Annotated in this window: 14 protein-coding genes; 9 read left to right on the forward strand and 5 right to left on the reverse strand. The window is 32.8% G+C overall.

Translation table 11 applies throughout. From position 1 onward, the window contains the following. Nucleotides 1-7 precede the first annotated feature (7 nt). The 5 genes from JV173_RS00655 to pepT form a co-directional block, all read right to left on the reverse strand. Nucleotides 8-823 carry a MetQ/NlpA family ABC transporter substrate-binding protein gene (locus JV173_RS00655; protein ID WP_205734363.1) on the reverse strand — a complete coding sequence of 272 codons (816 nt, stop codon included), beginning with the start codon at nucleotides 821-823 and terminating at the stop codon, nucleotides 8-10. A gap of 3 nt (nucleotides 824-826) precedes the next feature. Continuing rightward, on the reverse strand, nucleotides 827-1,507 hold the full coding sequence (locus JV173_RS00660; RefSeq protein WP_205734364.1) for an ABC transporter permease subunit: 681 nt from the start codon (nucleotides 1,505-1,507) through the stop codon (nucleotides 827-829). Further along, a complete protein-coding gene (locus JV173_RS00665; RefSeq protein WP_205734365.1) occupies nucleotides 1,500-2,237 on the reverse strand; it encodes an ATP-binding cassette domain-containing protein in 738 nt (245 codons plus the stop codon). The genes JV173_RS00660 and JV173_RS00665 overlap by 8 nt, the downstream gene beginning before the upstream one ends. A gap of 127 nt (nucleotides 2,238-2,364) precedes the next feature. Continuing rightward, a complete protein-coding gene (locus tag JV173_RS00670; protein WP_240452992.1) occupies nucleotides 2,365-3,357 on the reverse strand; it encodes an aldo/keto reductase in 993 nt (330 codons plus the stop codon). An 81-nt stretch (nucleotides 3,358-3,438) separates the two neighbouring features. Then, nucleotides 3,439-4,653 carry a peptidase T gene (gene pepT, locus JV173_RS00675; RefSeq protein ID WP_205734366.1) on the reverse strand — a complete coding sequence of 405 codons (1,215 nt, stop codon included), beginning with the start codon at nucleotides 4,651-4,653 and terminating at the stop codon, nucleotides 3,439-3,441. A 181-nt stretch (nucleotides 4,654-4,834) separates the two neighbouring features. Between pepT and JV173_RS00680 the strand changes: the two genes are divergently transcribed. From JV173_RS00680 to JV173_RS00720, 9 genes are all read left to right on the forward strand, one after another. Then, a complete protein-coding gene (locus JV173_RS00680; protein ID WP_205734367.1) occupies nucleotides 4,835-5,179 on the forward strand; it encodes a hypothetical protein in 345 nt (114 codons plus the stop codon). Nucleotides 5,180-5,189: 10 nt separating this feature from the next. After that, the gene (locus JV173_RS00685) at nucleotides 5,190-5,648 is read left to right on the forward strand and encodes a DUF2089 domain-containing protein (RefSeq protein WP_205734368.1); all 459 of its coding nucleotides are present in this window, start codon (nucleotides 5,190-5,192) and stop codon (nucleotides 5,646-5,648) included. Between the two features lies 1 nt (nucleotide 5,649). Then, entirely contained in the window at nucleotides 5,650-6,048 is a 399-nt protein-coding gene (locus tag JV173_RS00690) for an SHOCT-like domain-containing protein (RefSeq protein ID WP_205734369.1), read from the forward strand. Nucleotides 6,049-6,104: 56 nt separating this feature from the next. Next, the gene (locus tag JV173_RS00695) at nucleotides 6,105-7,940 is read left to right on the forward strand and encodes an ABC transporter ATP-binding protein (protein WP_205734370.1); all 1,836 of its coding nucleotides are present in this window, start codon (nucleotides 6,105-6,107) and stop codon (nucleotides 7,938-7,940) included. After that, entirely contained in the window at nucleotides 7,921-9,675 is a 1,755-nt protein-coding gene (locus tag JV173_RS00700; protein WP_205734371.1) for an ABC transporter ATP-binding protein, read from the forward strand. Before JV173_RS00695 ends, JV173_RS00700 begins: the two co-directional genes overlap by 20 nt. A gap of 61 nt (nucleotides 9,676-9,736) precedes the next feature. Next, a complete protein-coding gene (locus tag JV173_RS00705) occupies nucleotides 9,737-11,497 on the forward strand; it encodes an ABC transporter ATP-binding protein (RefSeq protein WP_205734372.1) in 1,761 nt (586 codons plus the stop codon). Continuing rightward, the gene (locus JV173_RS00710) at nucleotides 11,490-13,286 is read left to right on the forward strand and encodes an ABC transporter ATP-binding protein (RefSeq protein ID WP_205734373.1); all 1,797 of its coding nucleotides are present in this window, start codon (nucleotides 11,490-11,492) and stop codon (nucleotides 13,284-13,286) included. The genes JV173_RS00705 and JV173_RS00710 overlap by 8 nt, the downstream gene beginning before the upstream one ends. Then, nucleotides 13,279-14,670 carry a TldD/PmbA family protein gene (locus tag JV173_RS00715; protein WP_205734374.1) on the forward strand — a complete coding sequence of 464 codons (1,392 nt, stop codon included), beginning with the start codon at nucleotides 13,279-13,281 and terminating at the stop codon, nucleotides 14,668-14,670. The genes JV173_RS00710 and JV173_RS00715 overlap by 8 nt, the downstream gene beginning before the upstream one ends. After that, a complete protein-coding gene (locus JV173_RS00720; protein WP_205734375.1) occupies nucleotides 14,663-15,976 on the forward strand; it encodes a TldD/PmbA family protein in 1,314 nt (437 codons plus the stop codon). The genes JV173_RS00715 and JV173_RS00720 overlap by 8 nt, the downstream gene beginning before the upstream one ends. Nucleotides 15,977-16,051 lie beyond the last annotated feature (75 nt).

The following is a 16,051-nucleotide window of genomic DNA, read 5'->3' on the forward strand; positions in this document are numbered from 1 at the left end:
TTGAATATTATTCGAATGCTGGAATTGCAGCCCAACCGTAGTTGTCAAGAATCCATTGTTTAACTTTTGGACTTGTTAGGTGTTCAATAAACTTAACGATTCTTGGGTCTTGTCTGTTATCTTCACGTGTAACAAATGAAATTGCATAAGTAGCAGTTAATTCATTTAATGGTTCTTTAAATAAGAATTCAGAATCATCACCAAGATCGATTGCAGTTTTTGCATAGCTTGGATACATAACAGCTAATCTGCGTCCTGCATCATTGTATGCATGAGCTGTTAATAACAATGATTTTAATTCAAATTTTAAGTTTTTAGGATTAGATTCAATATCATCTAATGTAGCAGTAACGGTTTTACCTTCTTTTAAAGTGATTAAACCAGCACTTTGTAAAAGTAAGAGTGCACGAGGAAGGTTTACAACATCCTCAGGAAGATAAACTGTTTCACCATCTTCAACATTTATATTATTTTCACTATCAACTTCATATACAGCACTATATAAAGAGAAGATAGAGTGATAAACAGGTTGTGCAACTACTAAATTAGCGTTGTTTGCATTATTGAAGAATTGCATAAAGTATTGATGTTGAATCAAGTTACCATCAATTTCTTTATTGTTTAACGGTGTATTTAATAGATTATAGTCCATATTTACCATTTCAACTTTAATTCCATCTGCTAAAAGATCAGCCTCAATTAACTCAACAATTTGTGGCATTGGATAGAAGTTGACACCAATTTTTAGTGTGTCAGCACCTTGTTGACATCCAGATAATGCCCAGATTGATAATAAACTAACGAATATCCATAATTTTTTCATTTCTTAATTCCTTTTCTTTTTGTCGAGGTAACGTGCAAGCATGCTACCTAAAATTTGGATGATTTGTACCATAATAATCATAATAATTGTAGATACCCACATAATTTCTTGTCCATTAGGTGTGTAATAACCGAGTTGGATAGCAGTATATCCAAGACCACCACCACCTACAATGAAGACAACTGTTGAATAGGCAAGTAAACTAATTAAAGAAGTCGTATACCCTAAAATTAATCCTGCTTTAGCTTCAACATAAATGAAATGTCTAAATAATTGGAATTGGTTTGCACCTAAAGATTTAGATAAATCATAAATTTGTGGATTGATATCGGCAATTGCTTGTTCAACTTGTCTTGAAACCGTCGCAAACCCGATAATCGATAATGAAATGATTGAAGGAATGAATCCAATTGAGGTTCCAAACATTCTAAAACTAATTGGAACAATAATTACCATTAATAATATGAAAGGAATTGATCTAATGACGCTCACTAACACTGATAGTGTATATGCAACCCATTTCTTTTCATGAGGTCGATTCTTACCATAAAGTGCAAGAATAAATCCTGTGATTGTACCAAGAACGAGTGAAATGATACCACTTACTAAAAGTAATACTATTGTGTCAATTGTTGCATCTATGACTCTTTGTGTGTCAACTGGGGATAATAATAGATTAAACATTAGAATCACCCCAAATCTTCTTTTCATAATTGAATTCTAAGTTATTGGCCTTTTTGATTTCTTCTAGGCGTTTAATCTTTCCACCTTCAAGAAGAAGTACCCGATCACAAATGAACTTAACCATTTCAATTTGGTGAGATACAAAAATGATTGTTGGTTTAAACTCATCGTGAACATTTTTGATGAGTTTTAGAATTTCGTATGCCGTTTCTTCATCTAAAGATGAAGTCGGCTCATCACAAAATAAAATCTTAGGTTCAGTAATCAGTGCTCTTGCAATACTTACTCTTTGAGCTTCACCGCCAGATAAAGTTATCGGATAACTATCTTTTTTTGACTCAAGTCCAACAAATTTTAAAAGTTCAGCTGCTTTTTCAAGTCTTTCTTTTTTAGGAACACCAAGTAACTTTAAAGGTAATGCTACATTTTCTAAAGTAGAAAGGTTATAAAGTAAAGAGAAATTTTGATAAATATAAGAAGTTTCTCTGATTAATGACTTTATACGTTTATGATCTTTGAAGTTTACTTTTTCATCGAAGAAACTTATTTCACCAAAATCAGGCTTTGATTGAAGTGACAAAATCTTTAATAATGTTGATTTACCAACACCACTTTTACCAACGATTCCAAAGATTTCTCCGGGCTTAACATAAAAAGATACATCCGCTAGGGCATGTAGGGTCTCTTTTTTTGATATGAAAGTTTTCGTGATACCTTCTAGTTTAATCATGTGTTCCTCTAATCATTTTCAAAGTTCTAATATATTATACGCAAAATTAATTGAAATGAAATAATTATTGCATAGTTACCAAAATTATTGACAAACAAAAAAGACTAGTGTGCTAGTCTTTTTAGAACTACTTTAAAGCTTCCTCAATTGCTTGCAATTCTTCATTTGTAAAAGTTAAATTTTCTAATGTCTTTAAATTTTCATGTAATTGCGTAATCTTAGATGTTGATATTAGAGTTGATGTCATTCTTTCATCTCTTAAGCACCATGCAAGTGCCATTTGTGCAATGGATTGACTACGACTTTTTGCGATAACATCTAACTTCATAAGTTTAGCTCTTGCTTCATCTGTTATGTTCTTTTCACTAAACCACATGGAATCTGGGTTTTTAGCTCTGCTATCTACTGGAATATCATTAATATACTTATTTGTTAATAAACCTTGTTGAAGTGCAGAATAACAAATAGTACCTCCACCAATTTCGTTTTGAGTTTGAAGAAGGTTATCATGCTCCAACCAACGATTTAACATCGAATAACTTGGTTGAGTGATGACATAAGGTACATTCATTTCATCTAACATTTGATGTGCTCTTTTTAATTGTTCTGAGTTATAGTTTGATAAACCAACATATAAAGCTTTACCAGATAAGACAATATCACGAAGTGCAATCATTGTTTCTTTCATATCAGTTTCATGATCAAATCTGTGATGATAGAAGATATCAACATAAGGAATGCCCATTCTCTCAAGTGATTGATTTAAAGAAGAAATTAAATATTTTCTTGAACCACCATCTTGATAAGGACCATCCCACATACGATATCCAGCTTTAGTAGAAATGATAATTTCATCTCGATAAGGCATTAAAGCCTCTTTTAAAATCTTACCAAAAACAATTTCAGCATGTCCTGGTGGCGGACCGTAGTTGTTTGCTAGATCAAAATGGGTAATACCATGATCAAAAGCAGTTAGAATCATCTCTTTGCAGGTTTCGTAATCATTCTTTTCACCGAAGTTCTGCCATAAACCGAAAGATAAAACTGGTAATTTTAAACCAGATTTACCTAATTTACGATAGATCATTTTATTGTAGCGATCTTTATTTGCTTGATACATATTGTTACCTCCATCCTTATTATATTATATATAGAAAGAAAAACCTCGCTTAAGTCTTCCTTAATCGAGGTTTATTTAATGTTATTCAGCAATTAATTTAACAATATTTGTATAAATTTCAACAGCTTTTTCCATTTGATTGATACTTGCAAATTCTAATCTACCATGGAAATGAAATGCACCAGTACCTAAGTTAGGTGTTGGTAAACCACCATAAGTAAGTCTTGCACCATCTGTACCACCACGGATTGCTTCAAATTTAGGTTCAACACCTGCTTGTTTAGTTGCTTTTACAGCATAATCGATAATGTGTGGATGTTGTTTGATAATTTCATACATATTTAAGTATGAATCATGAATATCAGTTTTCACAGCTTCATATCCATATTTTTTATTCATATACTCAGTGATATCAAAGAAAGTCTTAATTTGATTTCTGAAAAGTGTCATATCGTGGTTACGAATAATATATTTAGTTACAGTTTGTTCAACTGAACCATTGAAATTAGTTAAGTGATTAAATCCTTCATAACCTTCAGTGATTGCTGGGTCTAAGAATTTAGGTAACATTGAATGGAACTCAATTGCTAAATGTTGAGAGTTAATCATTTTATTTTTAGCATTACCTGGATGGATAGAAATACCATTGAATGTTAATTTAGCTGCAGCAGCATTAAAGTTTTCATATTCAATACCACCAACCTCACTACCATCAGCAGTATAGGCGAAGTCAGCTTTAAACCAATCATAGTTGAAATGATCAGCACCACGACCGATTTCTTCATCTGGTGTGAAGCAAATATAAATATCACCATGTTTAATATCTTTGCTTTCAGTTAGTCTTTCAACTAATTCCATAATTTCAGCAACACCTGCTTTATCATCAGCACCAAGTAACGTATTACCATCGGTAACAATGATATCTTCACCGATGACTCTTTTTAACGATGGGTATTGATTTGGTTCCATACTAAATTCATTATTCAGTTTAATTAGTGATCCATCGTATTTCTCAATAATTCTTGGATTGACACCTTTACCTGGTGCATCAGGAGAAGTATCAACGTGTGCAATGAATCCAACTGCTGGAACTTTCTTATCTATATTAGAAGGTATGCGCGCGTACGTGTAACCTAAATCATCTAAAAATGCTTCAAGCCCCATACCTTTTAATTCCTCTAAAAGTACTCTTGATAAGTCTTTTTGTTTCTCTGTAGAAGGTACAGAAGATGAATCATGATTAGATTGTGTATCTATTTTTACGTATTTAATAAAGCGTTTTGTTAATCTTGTCATGAATTTTACCTCGTTTCTTGTTAATATTATACAATTTTTAGTCCAAATATTCAAAAAATTAAGTTCGAAATTAATTTTTTTAATTTTTTTGTTAATTTTTTATGCAAACCTATTGACATTAATAAATAAAATGAATAAAATTAATGTGTAAATTAAAAATGTTAAGGAATTTACAGGAAAAATGAAGAAAAATAAAATCTTGAATAAAGTTTATAAAAACAAAATGAATATAGAACAAGCTTATTCAGAATTGTATGAGCCGAAACCTATTAAATATCCTAAAGCACATTTTGTTAAAGTTAGAGTTTATATCGAAGGAAAGAGGGGAATAAATATGTTATTAGCAATTTTACTAGCTTTACCAATTCCAATTTGGATTGTAAAGAAAATACTAGATCGCAAAATGAAAACTACTGAGGGGTTAGACCAAACACAACTTAATGAATTACAATCATTAATTGAAGTAAGAGGTATTAGCCTTGGGGTATCAGATCAAAATACACATTTCACAGTAAAAACAATTTAAGGAGAATCTAATGAAAAAATTAAATCCAGTTATCACGACTTGCCCAGTATGTGAACATGACTTACACATTACACATTTAGAATGTGAACATTGTAACACTAAAATCTCAGGAGAGTTTAACTTCTCAAAGTTTAATTACTTAGATCAAGAAACACTCCTATTCATTGAACTGTTTGTAAAAAACAGAGGAAACATTAAAGCGGTAGAAAAAGAAATGAATGTTTCATATCCAACCGTTAAACGTCATCTAGAAGAAGCAATAGTTGCTTTAGGCTATAAAGTTGATGAAGATGATGAAGACGAAGAAGAAGACATTGTAGAACTAAAAAAAAGTAAACTCGCAGAAGCTCAATCTAGAATAGCTGAAGCAAAAGCAAAAAAATTAGAAATTCTAGACAAAATTAAAGGCGGACAACTCAAGGTTGAAGACGCCATTGAACAAATCAAAAAACTAAAGGAGAACAAATAATATGTCAGATACTTTAAAAGAAGAAAGATTAGCAATCTTAGAATTATTAAAAGAGGGTAAAATCAACCCAGATCAAGCAGAAGCTTTACTTTCTGCATTAGGTTCAAGCGAACCAAAACAAGCACCAACACCACCAACTCCACCAAGAGAATCAGGTAAAGACCAAGCTTTCAAAATGTTAAGAATTAATGTTGAAGGTAATGGTGGTGAAAAAGTTAAAGTAAATATTCCACTAGAATTTGCAAAAGTTCTTAAAAAAGGAAAATTCGGTAACTTTAACTTAGATGAATTTGACATTGACATCGACGAGATCTTAAACATGGTACAACTTGGAGCAGCCGGTGAAATTGTTTCAGTTGACAGTGAAGATGGCGAAAAAGTCAGAATCGTTATTGAATAACAATTAAAAGAGAGCCTTCTGGCTCTCTCTACTAATTAATTAAATAGGAGAGAAGTATGGAGCAAACCGCTAAAAAGAAGCAGGGTTTTTTAAGAACGCTTATAAGACAGTTCAAAGAATTTAAAAGACTCGACAAAAAAATTGTATATCTTTATATGTTCTTAGGCATCATCTCAACAGCTATCATCAATCTATCAGGCATATATTTAACTAAACTGATCATTGATGGCTTAACAGATTATGCACCAAATGAATTGTATTATTTCATTGCAACTTTAATATCTACATTAATTGTATTTATGTTCTTTAGAAGATGGTGTGATGCAAAAACAGAAGTTATCTTCATTGATGTTAGAATCAGACAATACTTAGCATTTAATAAAAAGTTTATGGAAGTAGATTATCCTAATATGGAAGATCCAAATTTCCAAAATAAAGTTCAAACATCACTCACATCATTAGGTGGTGACGGTGATGGTTTCCAAAGAACCTACACATTAACTTATCGTATGCTTGGTCTTCTAACAACTGTAATTGCAACAGCAGTAGTCGTTGGACTATTTAACTGGTTGCTAATCCTTGCATGTTTATTTACAGCAGTAGTTTCTACTTATGCAGTTTACTTAATGGCAAAATTTGATTATAAACAAAGAGATGAATTAAGTGAGAAGTTTAGACAAGAAGCTTACTTCTACAACACAACCTATGATTTCACATTTGGTAAAGATATTAGACTTTATCAATTACAAGATACTTTAGAAAAAGAACATTCAAAATCAGTTAAATCCTTAACTAACTCGATTAAGAAACTTGCAAAGTTCGATTTTAAAGCATCCTTATTAGAACTTATTCCATTATTATTACAAGATATTTTAGCTTATGCACTGGTCTTATGGTCATATTTCGAAGGACAACTTACCATTGCTGAATTATCTATGTATTTAGTTGCAGTTGGAACACTTTCAACATATCTACGTCAACTTGGTAAAGGTATCTCTGATATTAGAGCAGGTATCAGATATGTTGTTGACTACTATAACTTTATGGATGATCAATCATTTATTAATTATGAAGGTTTATTAGAACCATTAACTGAAACCTTTGATATTGAATTTAGAAATGTTTCATTTAAATATCCAAATACTGAAAATTGGATCATTAGAAACTTATCTATGAAGATTGAAAAAGGTGAAAAACTTGCTATCGTTGGAGCAAATGGAGCAGGTAAAACAACACTTGTTAAATTAATTTGTGGTCTCTTCAAACCAACCGAAGGACAAATCTTGATTAATGGTGTTGATGCAACTAAATTTAACAAAGCTAAGTTCCAAGAAATGTTCTCAGTTGTCTTCCAAGATATTCACGTATATGCAGCATCAGTGATGGAAAACGTGATTGGTATGCAAGATGACGAAACAGCTAGAGAACGTGCGAAGATGGCTTTAGAAGCCGTTGGATTAAAAAACAAAATTGAAAGTTTACCAAACCAATATGATCATCAAATCCTAAAGGTTATTGATCCTGAAGGTGTTGATTTCTCAGGTGGCGAACGTCAAAAATTAGTAATCGCAAGAGCACTATTCAAGAATGGACCTGTAGTCATTCTAGATGAACCAACTGCTGCACTTGATGCATTAGCAGAAGCTAAAATTTATGAAGAATTTAATGCTCTTGCAGGAAACAAAACTTCAATTTATGTTTCACATCGTTTATCATCAACTAAATTCTGTGATCACATTGCATTATTTGATGGTCAATCATTAAAAGAATATGGTACCCATGATGAGTTGATGGCACAAAAGGGGATTTATCACAATATGTTTGTAACACAAGGTAAGTATTATCAGCCAAGTGTAGGAGGAGAAGAAGGATATGTTCAAAACGTTAGCTAAATTCATCGTATTAACATTTAAGAAGAAACCTTCATTCTACTTCTTATCTGTCTTACAAGCATTAATTGGAGCAGCTAGACTCTATATCGGTGTCTATGCTGTTAAATGGGTGATTGACTTAGTAGCAACCAGCCAATTTGAAGAAGTATTTAGATTCTCACTTATTGTCGTTGCAATTCAATTTGCAATGACTATAGTAACAAAAGTTTTAGATCAAGTGATCCGTGTAACAACATTTAATTTAAGATATTTACTTAATCAACATGTCACTGCACGCATCATGAAATTTGAATATGAAAAACTGGAGGATCCATTCTATCTAGATTTAAGAGAACGTGCAAAGTTTGCAATTGATAACCAAGGTGTTATTTACCAACTTTTAAACTATGTTACAATCTTTATTTCAAGTTTCATTTCAATTGCAACACTTGGTTTAGTCTTATTTATGTTTGACGCATGGATGATCGTAGCACTACTTGTAGCACTTATCCTACACATCGTGATTTACAATATGTCAAACTCATTCCAAATCACATTAACTGAAACAATGATGCCAATCAATCGTAAAGCTGGATATTATTTAAACTCATTATTAAATGTTGAAAATCAAAAAGATTTCCGCTTTACAAATATGAACAAATTGATTCACCATAAGACATCTGGCTTTATTAATGAAACAACAAGCCATATTAGTAAGATTTCTTTAGGTATGAGTAAATATGAATTTGCATCAGATGTTGTCAACAATGTACTCATGGGATTCACTTATATTTATATTGCAATGAAAGCCGTGGCTAAGTTAATTCCAATTTCTGATTTCATATTATATACAGGAACTACAATTCAACTCAGTGAACAACTTGCAACTGTTGTTGGAAATGTAGCTAATTTAAAACGTAATGTTGAATGGATTAAGCCATACTTCACATTACTTGCAGTACCACTACAAGATGAGCTTCATACCGGGAAGCTACCACTCTCCGCAATTGATACCATTGAATTTGATAATGTGTCATTCAAATATCCAAAAACTGAACAAATGATTTTAAAACATATTAGTTTTAAAGTTAATCGTGGTGAAAAAATCTCAGTTGTTGGATTAAATGGCGCAGGTAAGACAACTTTAGTTAAATTACTCTCCAGATTTTATCAACCAACAGAAGGCCAAATCTTAATCAATGGTATCAATATTAATGCGTATGAATATAACAGTTATGTTCAAAAAATGGCTGCTGTATTCCAAGACTTCAAAATATTCTCATATTCAATTGCTAAGAATATTACCGGTAATGATCAAGACCTTGAAGGGGCACTCGATGCAGCGAACAAAGTCTCTCTCTCTAAAAAACTCGCTTCGCTTAAAGATGGCATCCATTCTAACTACGGTAAGAGTTTATACCAAGATGGTATTGAACTCTCCGGTGGTGAGGGTCAAAAAATAGCAATTGCCCGTGCACTCTACAAGAATTCAGACTTAATTATTCTAGATGAACCAACTGCAGCACTTGATCCTTTAGCAGAAGCAGAAATTTATGAACACTTCAATGATTTAGTCAAAGAAAAAACTGCACTTTATATTTCACACCGCATGAGTTCATCTGTTTTTTGTGATAAAGTTCTTGTTATTAACAATGGTGAAATCGAAGATTATGATAAACACACAAACTTAATGAAAAAGACAAACTCACTCTATTACGAATTATTTACAACTCAAGCAAAAAATTATCAATCATAATCAGTCTAATTTTAATAAAAAAATTAGTTGAATTTGATACAATGGTAACGAGGAGTTTATTATGATATTTCTAAAGCATTTCAGGCATTACTACATTAAATATGGACTGCAACTCTTGCTTGGTATCGTATTCTTAGTTTTATTAGATTATTACCAACTTGAGATACCTCGACTTATCAATGTCATCATTACAGGTGTTGATGAAGGTGAATTCACCCAAATTGAACACATATTCGGCATATTAGGTACAATGATAACAATTATCGTGTTTATGACGCTAGGGAGATTTCTCTGGCGTTATCTCTTGTTTGGTACAAGCCGAAAAATTGAGACAGATATAAGAGAACATATGTTCAAGCACGCAACCGAATTATCTCAAGATTTTTATTCTCGTGAGAAAATCGGTGGGTTAATGAGTTACTTCATTAACGATTTAGGGGCGGTCAGAGAATTATACGGATACGGATTCCTAACCTTAATTGACGGATTGGTCTTAGGTGGGTTCGTTTTAGCTAGAATGTTTTCACTTAATTGGGTGATGACACTCTATGCATTTATACCAATTGCATTAATGGGAGTCTTAGTGTTCTTCTTAGAACTAAAGATGGAAAAGAAGTTTAAACTTCGCCAAGAAGCATTTGAAAACATGAGTGATTTTGCACAAGAATCATTCACAGGTATTACAGTTATTAAAGCTTATGTAAAAGAGATGTACGAAGCAATTACATTTAGTAAGAAGAGTAAAGATGTCAAAGACAGATCAATGGCACATATGCGCTATGCAGTCTTTGTTAACATCATCATTGATGTCATGATCACCCTTGTTGTATTATCCATCCTAGTTTATGGATCAATACTTGTTGCACAAGGCTTTTCAACACCAGGTGATTTAACAGAGTATATTTCTTATTTCTTTACACTCCTTTGGCCAGTGTTTGCAATCTCATGGTTTATGAACTTAAATGGACAAGCACAAGCATCAGCTAAACGTATTCACAAATTTTTAGAATCTAAAGTTGATATTACAAATGATAAAGATGCAATTATCGATGTTGAACTTGATGGTTCAATTTCAGTTAAAAACTTAACATTCACTTATAAAGATGCAGAAAAACCAGCACTTGAAAATATTAGTTTTGATGTTAAAGCAGGTGAAATGGTTGGAATCCTAGGTAAAACTGGATCTGGTAAATCAACACTTGTTGAGTTATTCTTAAGAGTTTATAACACAGATAAAGATATGATTTATTTTAGTGGACATGATATTAATCATCTTCACGTAAAAACGCTTAGAGATGCGATTGGTTATGTACCACAAGATAACTTCTTATATTCAGATACGATTAAAAATAATATTGGTTTCTCATTTAAAGAACCAATTGATCAAAAGTATTTAGAAGAAGTTGCGAAACTTTCAGACGTTCATGACAATATCATGGAATTCCAAGATAAATATGAAACGATCTTAGGTGAACGTGGTGTGACTGTCTCTGGTGGTCAAAAGCAAAGAATCTCAATTGCAAGAGCACTTGCTAAAGATCCTAAGATTTTAATACTGGATGACTCGGTTTCTGCTGTTGATACTAAAACTGAAGAAGCAATCATTTCTAATCTACGTAAAGTTAGACGTGGTAAAACAACTCTAATGATTGCACATCGTATTTCAACAGTTAAAAAGTTAGATAAAATTATTCTTCTAGAAAACGGTAAAATGATTGGATTTGGAAGTCATAAAGAACTTTTAAAGAACAATACGGTTTATCAAGATATGGTCAAACTCCAAGAACTGGAAGCATTAGTAGGGGAGGGAGAAAATGCGTGATTTTAATGAGTCTACACAAGCTAGACAAGATTCACATTTAATTAGACGTCTCCTTTCATACTTAAGACCTTATAGTTGGAAGTTTGTTGGTGCATTCTTAATGATGATCCTAACAACCTTCTCAAATATGGTCTTACCACTTGCATCAGGTTTATCCGTTGATTTAATGGTTAGAGAAGATGTGACATTTGAAACTAAAATGATTGCAGTTGCAATCGGTGCAGGCATTTTACTCTTAATGATGGTGTTATCTGTTTTCGTTGGATTCTTCCAAAATATGATGTTACAAGAAATTGGACAAACAGTGACACACGATTTAAGACTTCAAGTATTTAAACATATTGAAAATTTATCAATTGGTCAAATTAATCAATTACCTGTTGGTAAATTAGTTACCCGTGCAACAAACGATCCAGGTAACATCTCAGACATGTTCACAAATTCAATTGTGAACTTAATTCGAAGCATTTTAATGATTGTAATTATTGCAACAATATTATTTGTGATTAACTGGCGTATGGCTTTAATTACGATGGTAACTGTTCCATTCATTGTGATTTCTTCAGTACTCTTTAGAAAATATTCAAGAAAAGCATATCGACAAGTAAGAAACAATGTCTCTGAAGTGAATGGTTTCTTATCTGAAAACTTATCTGGTATGAAAATCACCCAAGTCTTTAATCAAGAAGAAAAGAAGTTAAATCAATTTAAAGAAATCAACGACAAATTAGAAAAGAGCTATATCAAAGAAATTATTGTATTCTCTGTCTATCGCCCATTAATTTGGATGCTTGCAATGGTTGCAACCTTACTTTCGATTTACTATGGTATCTCATCTGTATTTGAAGGGTCATTATCCATTGGTATGTTCATTTCATTCTATGTATATGTTGGACAGTTCTTTGATCCAATTCAAAACATTGCAGATCAATTCAACTCACTTCAAAATGGATTTGCAAGTGCTGAAAAAATCTTTGATGTATTAGATACTGCTCCTGACATTGTAGATGAAGAAGATGCCATTGAACTTGAAGATTTCAAAGGACAAATCGAATTTAAAGATGTTTGGTTCCAATATATTCCTGATGAATGGGTATTAAAAGGTATCTCATTTAAAGTTGAACCAGATGAAACAGTTGCTTTTGTTGGTGCAACAGGTTCAGGCAAAACAACTATCTTGCAACTTATTGTTAGAAACTATGATATTCAACAAGGTGAAATCTTAATTGATGGTATCAACATTAAACGAATTAAACGCTCGAGTTTAAGAAGTTTTGTAGGACAAATGTTACAAGATGTCTTCTTATTTAGTGGTACTATTCGAGATAACATCACACTTCATGATGAATCTATTAGTGAAGAAAAAGTTATTGAAGCTTCAAACTATGTTGGACTTGACCATGTACTCAAAAAATTACCAGATGGACTAGACCATATGGTCAGAGAACGTGGAAATAATTTCTCAAGTGGAGAAAGACAACTGATTTCATTTGCAAGAGCAGTCGTCTATGAACCAAGATTAATGATCTTAGATGAAGCAACAGCGAATATCGATTCAGAGACAGAGAGCATTATTCAACAGTCTCTAACTAAGATGATGAACATTTCAACGATGTTAATCGTTGCACATCGCTTATCGACAATTCAACATAGTGATAAAATTATCGTAATGAGCAAAGGTGAGATCAAAGAATCTGGTACTCATCAACAATTGTTAAAACAAAAAGGTTTATATTATAACCTTTATCAGTTACAATATGACAAACAGGAGGTAGAATCAAATGCTTAGTAAATCAGAATTACAAGAGTTACTGCAACTCGGTTTAGAAACTGGTGCAGATTTCTCTGAAATCTTCCTAGAAGATACATACACAGGCAATATTCGTGTCAACAACGGTGATGTCATCGGTGTTGGAATGGGTAATGTCCATGGTGTTGGTGTACGTCTTTTACAAGGAATCGACGAAGTCTATGGATATTCAAACGATACTTCATATGAATCCGTTAAAAAATTAATGTTAAACTTAAGAGGTTCATTTAATGGTGCAGCTAATAAAGCTCTTCCACTTGGTGAAAAGAAACCTTATAAGTATACAGTTAAAATCCCTCATGGGGCATTAACACCATCAGAAAAGAGTGCTAAACTTGTTGAGCTTTCAAATTTAATGAAATCTCAAAACGAAAAAATCGTTCAAGCGGGTACAACTTTAATTGAATGGGAACAAAAAGTTTTAATCGCTAACTCAAAAGGTATTTACCAAGATGATGTTAGAACATACACAAGAGTTGTGATGTCAGCAGTTGCACAAGATGGTCCATTAATGCAAGATGCTTATGAAGCACCAGGGCGAAACATGGGCTTTGAAATTTTTGATGAAATTGATTTTAAACAATTAGCACTTGAAGTTGCTGAATCTGTAATGACATATCTTTATGCAGATAACATGGAACCACAAGAAATGCCAGTTGTTTTACACAACGGTTTTGGTGGGGTTATCTTCCACGAAGCAGTTGGTCACCCACTTGAAACATCAGCAGTTTCTAAAGGCTTATCACCATTTGCTGGTAAGTTAGGTGAAAAAGTCGCATCAGAGCTTGTTACAGCGTATGATGATGGTGATGAAGAAGGTCAATGGGGTCGTTCTACATTCGATGATGAAGGTAACAAGACTCAAAAGAATTTATTAATTGAAAAAGGTATCCTAAAAGGTTACTTATCAGATGAAAGAAACGGTAAGAGAATGGGCTATCATTCAACTGGTTCAGGTCGTCGTCAAAACTACAAATATGCACCAACAGCACGTATGAATACAACTTATATCGATAATGGTACTGACAATTGGGAAGATATCATTAAAGATACTAAGTATGGTCTATTTGCTAAAAAACTTGGTGGTGGTACAGTTAACCCAGCAACCGGTGAATTTAACTTCGCAGTTAATGAAGGTTATATGATCGAAGATGGTAAAATTACAAAACCAGTACGTGGTGCAATGTTAATTGGTCACGGTGCTGAAGTTATTAAATTAATTGACCGTGTTGCAAATAACAAGACTTATGGTCAAGGTATGTGTGGAGCAGGTTCAGGTTCAATCCCAACTGACGTTGGACAACCAACCATCCGTGTATCTAAAATGCTCGTAGGTGGTCAAGGAGGTAAACGTAATGTTTAAATCATGGATTGAATTAGGACTTAAAAAAGGATTTTCAGATGTTGAAGTTTATTCAACAAGAAATAAATCTTTATCAATTGAACTTTATGAAGGTAAAGTTGAATCATTTACAAACAGTGATGTAACAACTGCTCGTATTAAAGGTATTTATGACGGTAAAATGGTTGCAGCATCTGTTGAAAACTTATCAACTGAAGCAGTTGAACTCGTATTTGATCGTTTAATTCAAAATGCTAAAGCAGTTACTGTTAAAGAACCTGCAATTATCTTTGAAGGATCAAAATCATATCCTCATGTTGAAGAAAACAAGTTTGACTTTGATACAGTACCTGTTGAAAAGAAAATTGCATATCTTCAAGCACTTGAAAAAGAAGTTAAGAAAAACAAATTAGTTAAACAAGTTGAAGTTTCACAATATTCAGAATCATTTGGTGAAACTACAATTGTTAACTCTAAAGGCTTAAATCTTACAAAACGTCATAACTTTGCTTATGCACTTGCTTATGCAATCTTTGAACAAGATGGTGACATCAAAACTGGTTATGATATCAAAATTATCAAATCATTTGATGAATTAGATCCAGTTAAAGAAGCAGAAGCAACAATCCAAGAAGGTTTAAGAAAACTTGGTGGTAAATCACTTAAAACTGCTCAATATGATGTTGTCTTCTCTAGCAAACGTTTCTCTGATATGTTATCTGTTTACTCAGGTTTATTCTCAGGTGAAGCTGCATATCGTAAGACAACAGCATTAAAAGACAAGAAGGGTGAAATGATTGCATCTCCAAATGTTACAATTTGGGACAATTCATTACATGAATTATCACCATTTAAAAATTCATTTGATGATGAAGGTGTAGCAGCAAATCCTAAGAAGGTTGTTGATGCTGGCCGTTTCACTGGTTTCTTACACTCATTAAGAACTGCAGCGTTATTTAATGAAGAACCAACTGGTAATGCATTTGGTGGTGGTATCGCTCCAGCTGGACTTTACTTAGAACCAGGTGAGTTATCATTTGATGAAGTTTTAGCTCCAATTGCTGATGGCTTCTATGTAACTGAACTTGTTGGTCTTCATGCTGGTGTAAATACAACATCAGGTGACTTCTCACTACAAGCTGGTGGGGTTGCAATCAAAGATGGTAAGTTAGACCATGCAGTTAAGATGGTTGTCTTATCAGGTAACTGGTTCAATCTTTTAAACAACGTTGAACGTATCGGTTCAGATCTTCAATTCCAAACATCAGGTTATGGTTCTCCAACTGTCTACGTTGGTAAACTCACAGTATCTGGTGAAGAAAAATAATTTATAAACTTAGCCATATATAGTTAAACTATGTATGGCTTTTTTATTTAACCTTTGGCGTTGCGTGGTAAAATA

The organism is Acholeplasma equirhinis (genome assembly GCF_017052655.1).
Taxonomy (GTDB): domain Bacteria; phylum Bacillota_I; class Bacilli_A; order Acholeplasmatales; family Acholeplasmataceae; genus Acholeplasma; species Acholeplasma equirhinis.